Source organism: Streptomyces yongxingensis (genome assembly GCF_055597465.1).
Genome location: NZ_CM145717.1, coordinates 2,894,517 through 2,910,941 on the forward strand (window position 1 = coordinate 2,894,517; position 16,425 = coordinate 2,910,941).

At 68.2% G+C, this 16,425-nt stretch carries 19 protein-coding genes and 2 pseudogenes; 10 read left to right on the plus strand and 11 right to left on the minus strand.

What is annotated here, in order from left to right:
• Positions 1-1,419: an MFS transporter gene (locus tag ACZ6TD_RS12125; RefSeq protein WP_471353359.1), complete on the plus strand. Its 1,419-nt coding sequence runs from the start codon at positions 1-3 to the stop codon at positions 1,417-1,419.
• A 224-nt stretch (positions 1,420-1,643) separates the two neighbouring features.
• Here the strand turns inward: ACZ6TD_RS12125 and ACZ6TD_RS12130 are convergent, their stop codons facing one another.
• Positions 1,644-3,137 carry a glycoside hydrolase family 32 protein gene (locus ACZ6TD_RS12130; protein ID WP_471353361.1) on the minus strand — a complete coding sequence of 498 codons (1,494 nt, stop codon included), beginning with the start codon at positions 3,135-3,137 and terminating at the stop codon, positions 1,644-1,646.
• 27 nt (positions 3,138-3,164) lie between these two features.
• Complete coding sequence (locus ACZ6TD_RS12135; RefSeq protein WP_471353363.1) at positions 3,165-3,419, minus strand: hypothetical protein; 255 nt, start codon at positions 3,417-3,419, stop codon at positions 3,165-3,167.
• 65 nt (positions 3,420-3,484) lie between these two features.
• Between ACZ6TD_RS12135 and ACZ6TD_RS12140 the strand changes: the two genes are divergently transcribed.
• The 3 genes from ACZ6TD_RS12140 to ACZ6TD_RS12150 are packed head-to-tail and all read left to right on the plus strand — an operon-like array spanning position 3,485 to position 5,037.
• Entirely contained in the window at positions 3,485-3,811 is a 327-nt protein-coding gene (locus ACZ6TD_RS12140) for a carbohydrate ABC transporter permease (RefSeq protein ID WP_471353365.1), read from the plus strand.
• A gap of 48 nt (positions 3,812-3,859) precedes the next feature.
• Positions 3,860-4,279, plus strand: a complete 420-nt coding sequence (locus tag ACZ6TD_RS12145) for a carbohydrate ABC transporter permease (protein WP_471353367.1) — start codon at positions 3,860-3,862, stop codon at positions 4,277-4,279.
• Entirely contained in the window at positions 4,276-5,037 is a 762-nt protein-coding gene (locus ACZ6TD_RS12150; protein ID WP_471353369.1) for a glycoside hydrolase family 32 protein, read from the plus strand. Before ACZ6TD_RS12145 ends, ACZ6TD_RS12150 begins: the two co-directional genes overlap by 4 nt.
• Before the next feature lie 56 nt (positions 5,038-5,093).
• Here ACZ6TD_RS12150 and ACZ6TD_RS12155 read toward each other — a convergent pair whose 3' ends face one another.
• Positions 5,094-5,429, minus strand: a complete 336-nt coding sequence (locus ACZ6TD_RS12155; RefSeq protein WP_471353371.1) for an EthD domain-containing protein — start codon at positions 5,427-5,429, stop codon at positions 5,094-5,096.
• Between the two features lie 145 nt (positions 5,430-5,574).
• Between ACZ6TD_RS12155 and ACZ6TD_RS12160 the strand changes: the two genes are divergently transcribed.
• From ACZ6TD_RS12160 to ACZ6TD_RS12170, 3 genes and pseudogenes are all read left to right on the plus strand, one after another.
• Complete coding sequence (locus ACZ6TD_RS12160) at positions 5,575-5,955, plus strand: MerR family transcriptional regulator (RefSeq protein WP_471353372.1); 381 nt, start codon at positions 5,575-5,577, stop codon at positions 5,953-5,955.
• A 563-nt stretch (positions 5,956-6,518) separates the two neighbouring features.
• Positions 6,519-6,611: pseudogene (locus ACZ6TD_RS12165) on the plus strand (hypothetical protein); the annotation flags it as partial.
• 56 nt (positions 6,612-6,667) lie between these two features.
• Entirely contained in the window at positions 6,668-6,820 is a 153-nt protein-coding gene (locus tag ACZ6TD_RS12170; protein WP_471353374.1) for a hypothetical protein, read from the plus strand.
• A gap of 694 nt (positions 6,821-7,514) precedes the next feature.
• On the opposite strand, the gene ACZ6TD_RS12175 is transcribed toward ACZ6TD_RS12170, so the two are convergent.
• On the minus strand, positions 7,515-7,874 hold the full coding sequence (locus ACZ6TD_RS12175) for a DUF305 domain-containing protein (protein WP_471353375.1): 360 nt from the start codon (positions 7,872-7,874) through the stop codon (positions 7,515-7,517).
• Positions 7,875-8,227: 353 nt separating this feature from the next.
• Positions 8,228-8,458, minus strand: coding sequence for an SHOCT domain-containing protein (locus ACZ6TD_RS12180; protein WP_471353377.1), 231 nt, complete (start codon positions 8,456-8,458; stop codon positions 8,228-8,230).
• Positions 8,459-8,612: 154 nt separating this feature from the next.
• On the opposite strand from ACZ6TD_RS12180, the gene ACZ6TD_RS12185 reads away from it, so the two are divergent.
• On the plus strand, positions 8,613-8,948 hold the full coding sequence (locus ACZ6TD_RS12185; RefSeq protein WP_471353379.1) for an ArsR/SmtB family transcription factor: 336 nt from the start codon (positions 8,613-8,615) through the stop codon (positions 8,946-8,948).
• A gap of 2 nt (positions 8,949-8,950) precedes the next feature.
• The gene (locus ACZ6TD_RS12190) at positions 8,951-9,673 is read left to right on the plus strand and encodes a cation efflux transmembrane domain-containing protein (RefSeq protein WP_471353380.1); all 723 of its coding nucleotides are present in this window, start codon (positions 8,951-8,953) and stop codon (positions 9,671-9,673) included.
• A gap of 375 nt (positions 9,674-10,048) precedes the next feature.
• Here ACZ6TD_RS12190 and ACZ6TD_RS12195 read toward each other — a convergent pair whose 3' ends face one another.
• From ACZ6TD_RS12195 to ACZ6TD_RS12205, 3 genes are all read right to left on the minus strand, one after another.
• Positions 10,049-11,011 carry an amidohydrolase family protein gene (locus ACZ6TD_RS12195; RefSeq protein WP_471353382.1) on the minus strand — a complete coding sequence of 321 codons (963 nt, stop codon included), beginning with the start codon at positions 11,009-11,011 and terminating at the stop codon, positions 10,049-10,051.
• Entirely contained in the window at positions 11,008-12,429 is a 1,422-nt protein-coding gene (locus ACZ6TD_RS12200; protein WP_471353384.1) for an amidase, read from the minus strand. The genes ACZ6TD_RS12195 and ACZ6TD_RS12200 overlap by 4 nt, the downstream gene beginning before the upstream one ends.
• Positions 12,430-12,616: 187 nt before the next feature.
• Entirely contained in the window at positions 12,617-13,465 is an 849-nt protein-coding gene (locus tag ACZ6TD_RS12205; protein ID WP_471353386.1) for a patatin-like phospholipase family protein, read from the minus strand.
• Between the two features lie 55 nt (positions 13,466-13,520).
• On the opposite strand from ACZ6TD_RS12205, the gene ACZ6TD_RS12210 reads away from it, so the two are divergent.
• Positions 13,521-14,075, plus strand: coding sequence for a TetR/AcrR family transcriptional regulator (locus tag ACZ6TD_RS12210; RefSeq protein WP_471353388.1), 555 nt, complete (start codon positions 13,521-13,523; stop codon positions 14,073-14,075).
• A gap of 83 nt (positions 14,076-14,158) precedes the next feature.
• On the opposite strand, the gene ACZ6TD_RS12215 is transcribed toward ACZ6TD_RS12210, so the two are convergent.
• The 3 genes and pseudogenes from ACZ6TD_RS12215 to ACZ6TD_RS12225 form a co-directional block, all read right to left on the minus strand.
• Entirely contained in the window at positions 14,159-15,343 is a 1,185-nt protein-coding gene (locus ACZ6TD_RS12215; RefSeq protein WP_471353390.1) for a permease, read from the minus strand.
• Positions 15,344-15,433: 90 nt separating this feature from the next.
• Positions 15,434-15,694 (minus strand): hypothetical protein, encoded by a 261-nt coding sequence (locus ACZ6TD_RS12220; protein WP_471358907.1) that lies wholly within the window; start codon positions 15,692-15,694, stop codon positions 15,434-15,436.
• A 226-nt stretch (positions 15,695-15,920) separates the two neighbouring features.
• A pseudogene (locus tag ACZ6TD_RS12225) lies at positions 15,921-16,379 on the minus strand (universal stress protein); the annotation flags it as partial.
• Positions 16,380-16,425: the final 46 nt, after the last annotated feature.

Sequence of the window (16,425 nt, forward strand, 5' to 3'; positions counted from 1 at the left end):
ATGACCATGCACCGCCACCTCCCCGGCAGCGACAGGGCGCGCACCCTGCGCGAGGTGCTTGCCGCCCCCGACAAGGGCGGCAAGCACCGGCGCGTCCGCAAGGGCGGCAGGCGGCGGGCCCCGAGCGAAGCCATAGCCACGCTCGGCGCCCGCAACTTCCGCCGCTACCTGGCCGGACAGCTCGTCTCCAACGTCGGCACCTGGATGCAGCGTGCGGCTCAGGACCTCCTGGTCCTCCAGCTCACCGGAAACAGCGGTGGCGCGGTGGGGATTCTGACCGCGCTGCAGTTCCTGCCCCAGACCCTCTTCGGGCTCTCAGGCGGCGTCATCGCCGACCGCTTCGCCAAACGCCGCCTTCTGCTGACCACACAGACCGCCATGGGCCTGCAATCCCTGCTCCTGGGCGTCCTCACCATCACAGGCGCGGTGAACGTGGGGAGCGTGTACGTCCTGGCCTTCGTCCTGGGCACGGCGACCGCCCTGGACTCCCCGGCGCGCAACGCCTTCGTCTCCGAACTGGTCGGCAAAGAGCGCCTCGCCAACGCGGTCAGCCTGAACTCCGCCCAGTTCAACGTCGCCCGCATCCTCGGCCCCGCCGTGGCGGGCCTGGCCGTCGCCGCCGCCGGAACCGGACCGGTGTTCCTGGCCAACGCCGCGTCCTACCTCGCCGTGCTCTACGGGCTGATCACCATCCGCCCCGACGAACTGCACGCCCCCCGCCGGCCCAAACGCGGCAACGCCCGCCTGGCCGACGCCTTCCGCGCCATCAGAACAACTCCCGACCTGCTACTGCCGATCACTGTCGTCGCCTTCGTCGGCACCTTTGGACTGAACTTCCAGGTCACCATCTCCCTGGTCGCCATCACCGTCTTCAACTCCGGCGCCGCCGCCTACGGCTATCTGTCCGCCGCCTACGCCGTGGGCAGCCTGATCGGCGCGGTCCGTGGCGCAGGCCGGCGCAAACCGCCCACCGCACACCGCCTGGTGATGTCCACCGTCGTCTTCGGCCTCCTGGAAGCAGCCGTCGGACTCATGCCCGACTACGACACCTTCATGGCCCTCCTCATCCCCACGGGCCTCGCCTCGGTGACCGTGACAACCACCGCCAACGCCATGACGCAACTCCACGCCGACCCCGCCCTCCGGGGCCGCATCCTGTCCGTCTACCTCCTCGTCCTCCTCGGCGGCACCCCCCTGGGAGCACCCCTGGTCGGCCTCGTCTCCGACACCCTCGGCGCCCGCTACAGCCTCATCCTCGGCGGCGCCGTCTCCGCACTGTCCGCCGTCACCATGTCCGCGCTGATCACGGCACGGGCCCGCCGAGCCCGACCCGCCGAGCAACACCACACCGCCCCACCCGTCAGCGAGGCCGGCACCCTCCTCCCCAACGAGCCCACCGCCGGCCGAACCGCAGGCTGACCCCCGGGGGAGGTTGGCCAATCCTTAACCATGCCCTGCATCACCGCTGTATCTGCCCTACCCCACGGGCACCTAAAGTGGTCGACGTTTCCCCCACCTCGCCGGAAGACCCACACCGCGCCCACAACAGGCACACAAGGACTCCGGCGAAGCCATCAGCAGTCGGTGGCTCTCTCCCCAGCCGCCTTTCCCCGCTTCCACAAGCCTGCCGCACAGCCCTCGTCCTACTGACCTCCAGGAGGAGATGTGTCACCCGACCCTGAAGCCCGAGGCCGGTCTTCCGCTCCCGATGATCTGGACGACACGGCCATCATCAGCGTGACCAGCGGTGAGACCGCATCACCGGCCGGCGACCCCGATGACGCCCGAGCCATCACCCACGGGACCACCCGCGACATCGCGGAAGCGTGGCCCACCAGCACCTCCACAGAGCCACAGACCAAGCTCGACCGCCCGGAGCCGAAGGACGAATCCCTCTGGAACCGCCTGGGCGACCACAAGGCCACAGCCATCACCGCGGCCGTCGCCGCCGTAGTCCTCGCCGGTTCGCTCCTCGCCATGTCAATGGTCACCGACACCGTCTCCTTCTCAACCGGCGGCACACAACCCGCGGGAGGAGAAGCCTCGATCACCGCCCCCGCGGACCCCACCACCAACGAACCCATCCCGCCGCAAGCCTCGACCGCACCACAGCCGTCAGCCAGTCCCAGCACGACCAGTCCTTCCCGGGACGACGATGACGATGAACCCGAAGACGGCCACGAGGACGATGACGACCACCATGAAGGCAGTGGGCGATAGCTGCTGTCCGAGGGGGGCTCGACCCAAAACCCCAGAGTGTACGCCTCGATGATCGAGCGATCGACGAACACCTCCAGGGACAGCGTGCCGTTCGTGAGCGTCAAAGGGCCCCGCTGGATCCCCAGATCCCCCTGGGCACTGGAGTTGTTCCCGGACCGCGTGCGGTCCACCCCCAGTTGTGAGACGGCGGTGTCGAAGAACAGTCGGGTCCTCTCCTCGCCCTGCGGGCTGCGCAGCACATCGAGGCCGAACCTGTCGGCGCTACCGGCCTCCAGCGTCGCCTTGATGTGCAGCACGTCTCCCTCGATGCGGGAGAGGAGGGCGTTGGCGTCGGCGATGGACGTCTTCTGGCCGATCGTCAGCAGTGGAGCGCCGACGTGGAGCCGGGTGACTTCGGCGACCGGTTTGAAGCTGAGGTCTCCGTCGGGGCGCATGGAGAGTTCGACCGGTAGACCGGCGTTGTGTGCCCAGCCCGCGTCGTAGTGTGCCTGCTCCGAACGCCGGTCCTGTGCGATGGTGAAGAGCAGGGAGCGCCCCTTGTCGTCCACTGTTCCGCTGGGGCCGGTGAAGTGGTCGCCGTAGTCGAGGAGCTTCGGTTCCGTGGTGTCGGGGGTCCAGGTGTGTGTCTGGGCGTCCCAGGTGCCGACCCAGTAGAAGACGTACTTGCTGCTGTACTCGCCGGGGCCTGCTGGGAAAGCCGGGTTGATCAGCAGTGCACGACGCTCGCGGCCCTGCGCGTCCTCGCCGATCGGCAGGAAGGTGGGCAGTTCCCACACCTGGCCCGTCCTGGGGTACGCGGCCACGTCCCCGACCATCAGCGGCCCTGAGTACGTCCAGTCGGTGAGGTTCTTGGAGGTGTAGAGGAGAGCCGTACCTCCGACATCGGTGCCCGAGGAGTTCTGGACGCCGGAGCCCACGAGTTGGAGCCAGGTGTCTCCTTCCTTTCAGACGAAAGGGTCCCGGAAGTCTCCGAAGCGGACCTTGCGGCCCACACCGACGTCGAGGTCGGCGCGTTGGCTGATCACGAGGGTGGGGTGCATCGTCCACTCCACGAAGTCCGGATCGAGCGGGTCGACGGGGCGGGCGAGGCCGACCGCCTGGTTGGGGCGCTGGGAGTCGTTGCCGGCGGTGAACAGCAGGACGGGGACGCCGCTCTCGTCGAGAGCCGAGTCTCCGGACCAGACGCCGTCCGGAGCCACACTGCCGGCAGTCGGGGCGAGCGCTCCTGCTCGCCCTCTTCCTCATCTTCCCGTTCGTCTCCGCCGTGGTCCTGTCCTTCACCAACCAGCGGCTGTCCTCACCGTTCCCGGTGCAATTCACCGGCCTGGAGGATTACCGGCGCATCTTCACCGACCCGGAGTTCTGGCGGTCCTTCGGCAACAACACTCTTTTCGCAGTCGTCGTCGTGCCCGTACAGACAGCCGCCGCCCTGACCCTGGCCGTCCTGGTCAACCGGCGCCTGCCGCTGCGGCTCTTCTTCCGCACGGTCTACTTCCTGCCCACCGTCACCGTGATGGCCGTCGCCTCCGTCGTGTGGAAGGCGTTGCTCCTGCCCGACTCCGGTCTGGTCAACGGAGTACTGGGCACCTAGTCCTTCGGCCATCTCCAGCCAGGATGGCTGTCCAGCACCAGTTGGGCGATGCCCGCGATCGTCCTGACCTCGGTGTGGCAGGGCGTGGGGTTCCAGATGGTGATCTTCCTGGCCGGTCTCCAGGCCATCCCCGCCTCGCTGTACGAGGCGGCCCGGGTCGACGGGGCGAACGCCTGGCACCAGTTCCGCCATGTCACGCTGCCGGGCCTGCGCAACACCCTGGTGTTCGTGATCAACGTGACGGCGATCTTCGCCTTCCGGCTTTTCGACCAGGTGTACATGATGCCGCAGTTCCCGGGCGGGCCGACGGACTCGACTCGCACGATGATGCTGCAACTGCTCCAGACCGGATACACCCGGCGCATGATCGGCCAGGCGTGGGCCATCGCCGTCGTCTTCTTCCTGTTCGTTCTCGTCGGCACCTTGGTCCAGCGCCGGCTTGGCCGTGAGGAGCGCGCCGTCCGATGACTCTCTTCACCGCTCCCAAAAGGCGCTCCGCGACACTCCACCCGGAACGATCCCGCCGCAGCGCCCACAACCGGCTGACGAGTGCCTGGTACCAGCGCACGGGCCCGTCCCACGTAGTGGCGTGGACCGGCCGGCGAGAGAGGGGCGGCTTCCGGTTCCAGGACGCGGCCCGCTTCGACCACGGACCGGACTTCTATGCCCCCGCACTGTTGCGCGCTCCGGAGGGGCGATGGCTCCTGTGGGGCTGGTCGTGGGAAGCCCGCGATTCCTCGTGCAGCAAGGAGGCGGGTTGGGCAGGAACCCTGACCCTCCCTCGGGAGATCACCCTGCGGCCCGACGGAAGCCCGCACCAGGCGCCGGCTCGCGAGTTGGCCGAGCTGCACGCGAACACGTGGCAGAAGGTCTGCACGACGCAGCCGGACACGATGTCCGTACTCGGCGGCGTGAGCGCCGCCGCCGATGTCCGCGTCCGCCTCAGCCTGGGGCGGGACCCTGCGTGGGGGCTAAGGATCATGCTGGGGATGACGGGAAACGCAGAGTACCTGGACCTGGAGATCCGCGATGGCGCGTTGACGGTCGACCGTGGGCACGAGGGCAGGCCGCCTGTCCTGTCCCGGGAGCCTCCCTGCTCCTGGGACAACGAGGTGTTGGACTGGACCGGTTCTGCGAGGACTTCGCCGCGGGCGGCCTGCCACCGACAAGCCGCACCCTGCTCAGCCCCCACAGACGCGCTACTCCAGCAGTGGATCGTGCATTGAGGCGGGGTTACGTCCATGGGTGGTTCTGGGAGAAGTAGCGCTTCGACCAGCGAGGGCTAGATCACAATCCTTTCTTCAGTGACCATCACTGCCACCGAATTCATATCGATGAACTTACTCTCGTCCGGATTAACCAACTCCTTGTAATTCTTGGACGCGAAGAAGGCGTCGTGATCTGCCCAGCTTTCAAACCAGATCTCAGTGAGGCCGTCGTAAGCGGGACTCGGGTAGCTTTCAGCGGGTACCGGGTGGGAGACGGTGTATTTCTTCACGTACTGCCGCGCTTCCGGAATTGAAGTGAACAACGGAGCGTGGCGGTCCCGGTGATGCTCAACGAATTCCTCGAAGGTCATTCCATCGATACGGTTGATCATGAAAACGAACTTGATCACGGAATTTTTCCTTTCGTGCCGGCGGATGCGAGAGGTCGGCGACCGGATACCCCCGACAGCGGGCCGCAAGCCATGGGGTTAACCTAAACGCTCACATCGATGTCAAGGGCAAGTCGCTGTGACCCAACGCACATGAGGAGTCGAGATGCGGATCGGTGAACTGTCCGCCCGGACAGGAGCAAGCCGTCGATCACTGCGCTACTACGAGCAGCAGGGCTTGCTGGTCAGCACAAGGTCCCCGAGCGGTCAGCGGTGCTACGACGACGCCCACGTCAATCGGGTGGCACTGATTCAGATATTCCTAGCGGCCGGAATGTCCAGCAGGACCATCGCTCAGATGGTCCCCTGCATGACGGAACCCAACATGGACAGAGCTCGGCAAGCCTTGACCGCAATGAATCAGGAGCGAACCCGCCTTTCATCCACAATTGACAGTCTGACCGCCGCCAGAGAAGCACTTGATCACCTAATTGACGTCAATCTGGCCTATCTGGCGAACGCGGCGGATGACTCGGCATCGGACTGACCGAATCAACATGTCCAACCCCCGCTGCACCGGCCACCAGGTCTGGAACAAGCAGAGCAGATGCTGGCGGGCAAGAACCCCGCGAGCGCAAGCGCACCCGCCACCCGCACGTCTTCCGCGGACTGCTGACTGCGGGATCCGCGGACGGCGGGTGCAAGGCCGGCAGAGCCAGGACCGCCTGTACTACCGCTGCAGCCGGTCACGCCAGGTCGCCGGCCAGCGCCGAATGACAAAGCTGATCTACGAGCCCGGAAAACAGCTTGTGCGGGCCGAGGCAACGCTCGACCCGCACAAGTTGGGAATATGGTCTGTGTCCCGAGGGGATATGTGGACCAATACCCCACGGCTCGTGACCCTCACGACGGTGCTGATGCTGGCGTAGCCGCGGGCTGAACCGCACCGGGTTCGTCAAAGATTTCAGATTTCGGTTGTGACCTGGGGCTTCTCAGGCGACTCCGCCCACGGGCGACCGCCGAGGCTGGTGCAAGGCGCCGTACGGGTCAACTGTTCCCGGGCCTTGAAAGCCTTCCGGTAGACGGTGTCCAGTTCCCGCTTTCTGAGGTCTGGCCCCTGGCGGGGGCAAGCCTTCAGCGTTCGCCAAGCTCGCCGGTGTCTGTCCCGTCCCGGCCTCCTCCGGCAAGACCGACCGGCACCGGCTCAACCGCCGCGGACACCGCAAGCTGAACTCCGCGACCGGGTCGTCATCGTCCGCATGCGCTTCCATCAGCCGACCATCGACTATGTGGCCCGGCGCACAAGCGAGGACAAGACGAAGAACGAGCTCATCCGCTGCCTCAAACGGTGTCCCGCTCGGGAGATCTACCAGATGATCAAGGCCCAGCCCGACCCCGCCAGAGCGGCTTGATGAACTATAGGAGTCGACCGTTCACCTGCGGTGACGCCCCGCGGGCGTGAAAATCGGTACAGGGGCTGTCCGCCGACGCCCCTTGATGTTTGGGCCGTCCCGCACGACACCATCGAAGGCCGACGTGGCCAGGACGCGCCCGAAGTTGTCTTCGTTCAGGAAGGTAGTCACCGCACCGTAGGGCCCGAGCGCGACGCCTGCGGCGGGATCTTCGTCGCCGGTTCCATCACCTGGGGAATGATCGCCGACGTTACCGCCCCGGCCGTTTCGACGTCATCGGCGCCCTGATCTGCCTCGCCAGCGAAGCGGTCACCGGTACGCCTTCACCCGGCCGCCGGGCCAGAGCCCGCGGGAGCTGCGCGACCCGCACAGCGGGGACGAGACCGACGACGGCGAGGACGGGTAGCCGCGGGCCCGTACAGGTGGAAGTGATCCGGCCCGGAGCCACCCATGGCTTCGGGCCGGACGGGCCTTGTAGTGGGCTTCGCCGCTCCTGGGAGTCGTTCCCGGAGTTTCGGCGGCCGGGCCCGGTGGATGAAGGTCAGCAGCTTGACCACGACGGGCCTGGCCTCGCTCGGCGGTCGGCCGAATCGTTGGCGGAGACGGTGCCGGGCCGGGACAGGTCTGGTAAAGGCGAGGAGGGGCGGGGACCACGGTGTATGGTCTCTCCGCCGGTCCGGGGAGTCAGCGGACATCAATGTGTTGTCGCGGACGGTGAGCTGGTGCCCAGCATCCTTCGCATCTGGATGATCTCTGCGGTTTGTTCGGTGATGATCTCGGCGGCCAACTTCTTGCCGGGGCCGTAAGCGCCGCGCTGTTTCTCTTTCTTGGCCATGGCGATGGCTTGGCGGTGGTGCGGGATCATCTGCTGGGCGAAGGTGACGTCGGCCTGGTTGTGTCGTCCGGCGGGCGCTGAGGCCGACGCGGAGGTTGTGGGGTTCGGTGTGCTGGCAGAGTTGCTGCCGCCGCTGCCGCAGGCAGCCAGGGCGAGTGCCGTGACCACTGGGGCGGCGGTCATGGCGGCGCCTCGGGGCAGGAAGCGGTAGACGTTCATCGGACGGGCTCCTGGAGGACGCAACAGGGAAAGGGTGTGACCTACCTGTACGCGGCCTATGGGGAACTGCTAGCGGCGCCGCGCCGCAAAGGGAGGGTTGTTCACCCTGGCCAACTGGGGTCACCTGGCGCGGCCGGTTGCTGGTGGTGAGCACAGGCCGGGCGGTCGTGCGGTGGCGGACCGGGTGGGGCCAGAAGGCCGGGTGCGGGCGCCGTAGGCGGCCCACCTGTCGCCGAACCGCCGGGCGACTTCGCTCCCAGAGGCAGGTTCTTCAAGGTTCAGAGAGCGAGTAGCAGGCAGGAGCCCCAAGGCGCATGCGCAGAGCAGTGGAGCAGCAGGCCAGGGTGATCTCGTCAGCGGCTTTCGATCCCGGACATCCGGCGTAGGTAGTCGTCCTCGTCGATCTGGCGGGCCGCGTAACGGCGGCGCAGGATCTCCTTGGCCTCATCGGGCACCATGCTCGACGTCTCCCCGCGGGTCCGGCGGCCGCGCACGAGCGCGCGCCCGGCGGCGACGCCTGCGGCGATCACGAGCACAAGCAGGACGACACTCAAGACGAACCAGAGCATCATGCCGCTCATCATCCAACCCATCATGGCGGCTTCCTTTCTCCCTTCTCGCGTAGTGGCGCCGCGGGCGGTTCTCGGTCCGACCTGATCGCTGGATGGGGGGTGTCCACCCCACCCCTTGCGATGATTCAGGATTCTCTGAATTCAAGACTTTATGTACTGTCGTGGTGTGCTGACTCTTGCCTCCGACGTCGAGGTGCTGGCCCGGTTCGGCCGGGCGCTCGCCGACCCGATCCGCTGCCGCATCCTGCTCGCCCTTCGCGACGCGCCCGCCTACCCCGCAGACCTCGCCGACGCTCTCGGCGTCTCCCGTACCCGGCTGTCGAATCACCTGGCGTGCCTGCGTGACTGCGGGCTGGTCGTCGCCGCGCCCGACGGCCGTCGCACCCGCTACGAACTCGCCGATGAACGCCTCGGCCACGCCCTGGACGACCTGCGCACCGCCATGGTGGCCGTGGAGGCCGACCGCACCTGCCGGGACGCCGACGAGAAGGACTGCTGCTGACCATGACCGCCGAGATCCCGATATCCCTCGGTCCCTCCCCGGCCCGCCGCGACGCGCTCACCCGCCGGATACGCCTGCTGGTCGCGGCCACGATCACCTACAACGTCATCGAGGCGCTCGTCGCCATCACCGCCGGCACCCTCGCCTCCTCCACCGCCCTGATCGGCTTCGGCCTCGACTCCGTCATCGAGGTCTCCTCCGCCGCCGCGGTCGCCTGGCAGTTCTCCGCGGCCGACCACGCCGCGCGCGAGGCGAGGGAGAAGACCACGCTGCGGATCATCGCGGTGTCGTTCTTCGCGCTCGCCGCGTACGTCACCGTCGACGCCGTCCGCGCGCTGACCGGCACCGGCGAGGCCGACCGCTCCATCCCCGGCATCGTCATCGCCGCCCTCTCCCTCGCGGTCATGCCGTTCCTGTCCGCCGCCCAGCGCCGCGCGGGCCGCGAACTCGGCTCCGCCTCCGCGGTCGCCGACTCCAAGCAGACGCTCCTGTGCACCTACCTGTCCGCCGTACTCCTGGCCGGGCTGGTCCTCAACGCCACCCTCGGCTGGTCCTGGGCCGACCCCATCGCCGCGCTGGTCATCGCCGCCATCGCCGTCAACGAAGGCCGCGACGCCTGGCAGGGCAAGGGCTGCTGCGCGACCCCGGCCGCCGCGGCGGTCCCGTCCGCCGGCACCGGAACGGACGCCTGTGGCTGCCACCCCGGCTGCGACTGCTGCAACTGACCCCACCTCACACACCAACTCGCCGCCGACTGGACGACCTACCGCCACCAGCGCTGGCCGGCCTCGTCCAATCCCCACCTGCTGGTCAGCCAGAAGACCGCGGTCGACCCCGACCACCCGGCCGTCAGCATTGGCCTCCTGAGTGGAGCCCTCCCCGCGGGCTGACGCCGAGCGGCCTGAGACAAGACCGCATCCTCAACGAAGCGGCCGAAAGCGCCGACCCGCTCCGGCTGATGCGCCTGTTCGGCATCACCGAGCAGACCGCCATGCGTTACGTCACCGCCGCCCATCCTGAGCGCACCGCGAAGCTGCTCAAGTGACCGGCCCTGGACGCCCTCTGGCCGATGCAGCCTGTCCGCCGGTGATGAACCCGCCCTATGACATCCAGGCGCTTTGGGCGCGGCGTGCTGCTTCGGGGAACAGCTTGGTCGCGCGGGTGGGGATTGCGGCGCGGGCATCGGGGGTGATGGCCAGGGTGGTGTGCAGGGCGTGGAGGTTGCGCTTGGCCGATGCGGTGTTGGTGCAGGCGACGCCCCAGTCGGAGCCGTAGACGATGTGGGTGTCGCCGAACACAGTCGCTGCGGCCGCGATTTGCTGGTCGCTCGCGGATGCCGCGGTGTCGACCCAGAGTCGGCTGAGGGCGGTTTGGATGTCCTGAGTGGTCAGGCCGCGCGGATTGGGCACCCAGGCTTCCGCGCCGAGGAGTGAGAGGCGTCCGGCCAGCAGGGGGACGGTGGCCCCGGCGTGGGCGATGACGAAGGTGATGTTGGGGTATCGGTTGAAGACGCCGGCGTAGAGCATGCCGGTGATGGTGCGTCCTGTGTCGAAAGCGACTTCGATCAGTGGTGTGGGCAGACCCGCGGTGGAGGGGGCGTAGGCGTTGGGGTGGACAAAGACCACGGCGTGCTGGCTGTCGAGGCGTTCCCACAGCGGGCCGAGGTGAGGCTCGGCCAGCGAGCGTCCGTTGTAGACGGTGGTCATCGCCCAGCCGTCGGCGCCGTTCACGCGTCGGGTCTCTTCGAGTGCGGCGGGTGCGTCGTCGGTCGGCAGGGCGGCCAGCAGACCGAACCGTGAGGGGTGCTTGGCGACGATCTCCAGCCCGTAGTCGTTGGACGTATGCAGGAGCTGGTGCCCGGCGGGAACGTTGCTGAGCATCTGCAGGGCGGTGCCGGTCTCGTCCATGAAGTCGAGGGTGGCGTCCAGGCTCCACTCGTACGGTTCGGGCACGAGGAAGTTGTTGGCGTGGCTCGCCTCCAGGATCCTTTGCCGCATCTTGGGGGTGGTCGGCGGCGAGAAGTGGGCGTGTACGTCGATGAGACCAGGTTCGGTTTGCGTCATGCGGTGCTTCCAAGGCCGGCGGTCGGCGTGGGGGAGGTACGGGCGGGGGTGATGCGTTCCAGGTCGGTGGCGAGCGCGATCAGGTCGCGGTCGCGGTGGGGCAGGCCGAGGAGTTCCATGCCGACAGGCAGGCCGCCGCTGGTCGAGCCTGTGGGAGTGGTGACGGCAGGGAAGGCGGCCTGGGCGGCCAAGAGCGTGTTGGTGGGCATGGGCCGTGAGTGGGGGGCGTTCGTGTCGAAGGCCCCGTCGTCGATGTCGGTGCGGGAGGGGGCGGGGATCCTGACGCTCGGATAGCACAGGGCGCTCAGCTTGTGCTGGGCGAAGAGGCCGGCGATCTGGTGCTGTAGGTGGGTGCGCAGTTCGAGGCCGCGGCCGTAGGCGCCGTCGTGGTGGGGATCTTCGGGGCTCTTGGCGACGGCGCGGAGGAGGGCGTCGGTGGGCCTTGGCCGTCCGGTGGCGACGATTTCGGCAATGTCGGTGAAGGGGGCACCGGATCGTGTCAGTGAGTGGTTGATATCGCGGCGGGACTGGCGCAGGTACATGAACGTTTGGTGCAACAGGTCGGACAGGCGCGGAATCCCGACATCGATCAGCGACGCTCCTGCTTCACGCATCGCGATGAGGCCCTCCTCAACCACCCGCGCAACGTCGGGATCGTCACCGGGCACTGTCGCGCACACCTGGCGCAGCACACCGATCCTGGCCCCCTTGAGAGCCTCGGGCGGCAGCGGGTCTTGCGCTGTTCGACGGTGTGGGGGCAGGGCGGCCAGGGCGGTGAAGGGATCGTCGGGATCCCAGCCGGTCATCGCATCGAGGAGGGTGGCGGCGTCGGCGACCGAGCGGGCCAGCGGTCCAGGAGAATCCTGCTCGCGAACCAGCGCAGTGACGCCGTGGCGGCTGACCAGGCCGACGGTGGGCCGGATTCCGACCAGGCCGCAGAAGGAGGCCGGGACGCGGATCGAGCCGCCGGTGTCGGTGCCCACGCCGGCCATCGCCAGGCCGGCCGCTACTGCTGCCCCAGTGCCGCTGCTGGAGCCGCCGGGATCACGGGAGAGATCGTAGGGGTTACGGGTGACACCAGAGCGGGACGAGTGACCGTGCCAGGACATGGCGAAGTCCGGCAGCGCCGTCTTGGCGAGGATCACCGCGCCCGCCTCACGCAGCCGGACCACCAGGTGCGCGTCCGCTGCGGGCACATGGGCGGCGAGTGCGGCCGAGCCGCTGGCGGTCGCGATCCCCGCGGTGTCGATGTTGTCCTTGATCACCACGGGTACGCCGAAGAGCGTGCCAGGTGGTGTCGTGCCGGCGTCGAGGCGCGCGGCATCGTCCATCGCAGCGCGGTTGAGCGTGACGACGGAATTGAGCTGGGGGTCCAGGGCCTCAATGCGCTCCAGGTGAGCGGCCACGATCTCGCTCACGGTCACCTCTCCACTCCGGTAGAGGGCCTGAAGTCCAGCTATGTCCTGCGGCAGCTCAAGCATGATCAAACGTCCCTTCTCCCAGCGCGCGCGACCACGCCGGGGCCATGGCGGCGCGACAGCGTGCGCCGCCTGCGGCTTCGCATCGAACGGAAGGCGCCACCACCACGTGGCCGGCCTCGGTGATTCAGGCCCACAACGCCTTGATGCCGGCGGCAATGGCACGGCCCTGGCGACGTCCCGCCTGGGCGGCGGCCTGCGCGCGGTGGGAGTCGTAGGGGTTGGGGCCGATCGCCTCGAGGCTGTCCTCGTTCGGGACGGCCAGAAAAGCGCGCGCATCCCGATTGAGACGGTCGACATCGTCCTGGGCACTGGGGATACCCGCGTACCCCTCGTACATGGGAGCGAGGACGACGATGCGGTCGTGCCCCGCCGCGAGAGTGGCATTGGCGGCGGAGACCATGCCCGCGTCGATCCACTCATGGCCATTGAACGAGACGCTGGGCCAGATACCGGGGACGGCGCCACTGGCCGCGGTGGCGGTCTCGATCGAGACGCCCGAGTCCGGGCCCAGCAGTTCCAGGCGGCCCGTGTCGGCGTCGGTGACCGCGACGCGCATGTTGGCCGGCCACTGATCGGTCCGCAGCCGTGCCCGCACCACGCCACGCCGGGTTTCGGTATCGACGCCCGGGGCGAACTTGCGGGCCACCCGGCCGAATCCTGCCCCCACGGCCTCAAAATCGCCCGCACCGGCGCGGAACGCCTCGGCCCAGCCCGCGTAGACATCGGGATCGGTGCGCATGACCGGCTCGTGGTCGCCGGCGTGGGCCTGGTCGGCGTAGAGAGCCTCCCAGTCCGTGCCCGAGGTGTAGTTCGTGCCGACGAACGAGCCGGCGGACGTTCCGATCACCGTGTCCGCGTCGCGCAGGTCGACGCCCTCGTCGAGCAGACCGGCCAGCACGCCGATCTCCCATCCCATGCCGGTTACGCCGCCCCCGCCCAGAACGAGTGCGCGGGTCGTGTCCGTGGAAGCCATATCAGCACTCTTTCCGAGAATCATCGTTTCCGATAATCGACGTTACCATAATGGCATGCAGAACTCGCCCCGCGGCCGGCCCCGCCGCTCAGACATCGATCGCCTGGCCCTCGAACACGCCTTGGGCCTGCTGGAGGAGCGCGGATACGACGGGCTGCGGATGAAGGACGTGGCCGAGTCGGCCGGGATCGGGCTCGGCGCTCTGTATCGGCGTTGGGCAGGCAAGAAGGAGCTGGTCATGGCAGCTCTGCAGGCGGACATGGCGCAGCACGAGGAGGTCGAGAGCGGCGACCCGCTCGCCGACTTGGATGCCGCCCTGGAGCGCATCGCCAACGCCGTGCCGAACGGCCTCGGCCGCCTGATCGCCGTCTGCCTGAGCCAGCCCGACTCCGAGCTCGCACTCGTGGCGAGGGAGGCCAAGCTCGTGCCGATGGCTGACGGCCTCACCGCCCGCCTGGAGAAGGTGATCGGGCCGGTGCCGGACGCACGACAGCGCGCCGAAAGTGGGCTTTCCTACCTCATCTGGAGTGCGGCCGTCGCGCGGGAGGACAGCGGTGCACAGTCCTTGCGCGACCAGGCCCTCAGCATCATGGGAGTGAGCTCGCCGTAGGCAGGCACAGCAGGTCTTGTAGTCAGCTGAACAGGAAACTGGCCACGCCGCCGCATGTCGGTGCAGGACAACTGCCCGGATGGTCAGTGCGGGTCGGCGCTGTGGCCGTCGTGCTCGCCCTCGCCGGGATGGCCACTCTGTGGTGAGCCGCCCATCATGCGGAGCATGGCCGCCCCGCCAGTCCGCAGGAACCGTATGGCCAGGGCTGCGGCCAGGAGCAGGAAGGCGATGTTGAGCCAGGTCGTGTAGTTCCAGGACACGCCTTCCATCGGGATCTTCGCGTCGGCCTGATCGGGGATCAGGCCGAGCCCGCCGAAGGCGAACTCCACGACGTATCCGGCGAGGACCGTCGCGGCGTAGAAGGTGACCAGCAGGAAGGCGGTCATCCGCGGGCCGTAGTACTTCCGGTAGATGTTCAGGATCGGCAGGATCAGCAGGTCGGCGAAGATGAACGCGACCACGCCGCCGAAACTGATGCCTCCCTTCCACAGAACCACCGCCAGCGGCACATTGCCGATGGAGCACACGAACGACGCGATGGCCACGAGCGGTCCGACCAGCGGGCCCCACAGCTTCGCCGCGAGCGGGTGGCCCTCGAAGAAGAACGCGCGCCAGAAGGGGTCCGGCACCCACGCGGCGATGGCACCGGCGATGAGCAGGCCGAGCACCAGGTCCCGCAGGATCGCGGCCCATTCCATGACGAAGACGTGCGCCACCGAGGTGTAGCCGTCACGGGAGAACAGCCGTTGCGTGAATGACCCCTGGCGCCGCACCGACATGTCCATCGCCGCGTGCCCCTCCATGGACCCGGCCATACCGCGCTCGGCCTGCTCCCGCGCCCCGTGCAGCAGGCGTTCACGGAGGAACATCCGGAAGAGCACCGCCAGCACAGCGATCATGATCGGTCCGCCGGTGAATTCGGCAGCGGTGAACTGCCAGCCCATCAGCAGAGCCATGATCACCCCGAGTTCGACCACCAGGTTCGTCGAGGCGATCTCGAAGGCCATCGCGGCGGTGAAGTTCGCGCCCTTGCGGAAGAGGGACCGGGCCAGCGCCACCGCGGCGTACGAGCAGGAGGAAGAGGCAGCGCCCAGCCCGGCGGCGAGCGCCAGCGTACGGGGGCGGTCATCACCGAGCAGCCGGATGATCGCGGATCTGCGCACGACTGCCTGCACGACTGCGGACAGTGTGAAGCCCAGAATCAGCGCCCAGGTGATTTCCCAGGTCATCGACCCAGCGATCGACAACGCGTGCAGAATCGCGTCCATCGGCCTTCACCTTCCTCACCCGTCATCACTCCTGTCCGCCGAGAGGCAAAGCATTCCCAGACCCGCGCGCCGGACGTCTGGTGTCCACCGTCACAGGGGCAGCTGGTAGCCCGCGATCCAGTAGCGCAGCTGGCCGATGAGGTAGGTCCATGCGCCAGTGACCTGCAGAATGCCGACGATGATCAGCATGACGCCGCCGACGCGCATGACGGTGGGGGCATGGCGGCGGGCGAAGCCGAAGACGCGCAGGGCCCGGCGGAAGGCGAGGGCTGCCAGCAGGGAGGGCAGGCCGAGGCTGTAGACGAAGGCGAGCAGGGCGCCGCGTTCCGCGGTGCCGGTAGTGGCGGACATGCTGAGGACCGCGGCGAGGGTGGGACCGATGCACGGCGTCCAGCCGAGTCCGAACAGCACCGAAGGCGAACTCCAGTACCTTCTCGCACGTCGGGCGCAGGCTCAGTCCCACGACCACTCCGGCGGCCTCAGCACGGGCTGCCTGCCCGTCCTGCTGCCGACCGGCGCGGACCAGGACGACGGGCCGGTCGGCTCGTGCCAGCACATGCAGACCAATGTCGCCGAGGAAGAAGCCTTCGACCGGGCCGACACCTCGCGAGCCGAGCACCAGCATCTCGGCGTGGTGGGCGGCGGTGAGGAGGGCGGTGGTGGCGTCCTCCGCGACCAGGCTCTTGGTGATTTCCAGGCCCGGGTAGAGCGTGCGCAGTTCGCTGTCCGCAGCGTGGAGGAGGCGTTGCGCCCCTTCGCGATGCGCTTCCTCCTCCCAGAGGCCCTCTCGTATGGGTGCGGCCGGGGCGCATGCATGGACCAGCCGCAGCGGGAGCCCGCGTAGCAGGGCCTCAGCCGCCGCCCAGTGCGCAGCGGCTAGGCTCTCCGGGGAACCGTCGAGGCCCACGGTGACGGAAAGCCGTCGCACATGTCCGCTCCCCGAGGGAGGTCGCAGTGCCGGTGCAACGGCTCGAACCACGACCGCGACGGCTCGGGCCAAGGACGCCTCTCCTGGGTATGAGGCCGGGCTTGGCATAAAGCGTGCGGCCTCAAGCCGCCCACCGCCGAAACAGTGAGCGGCT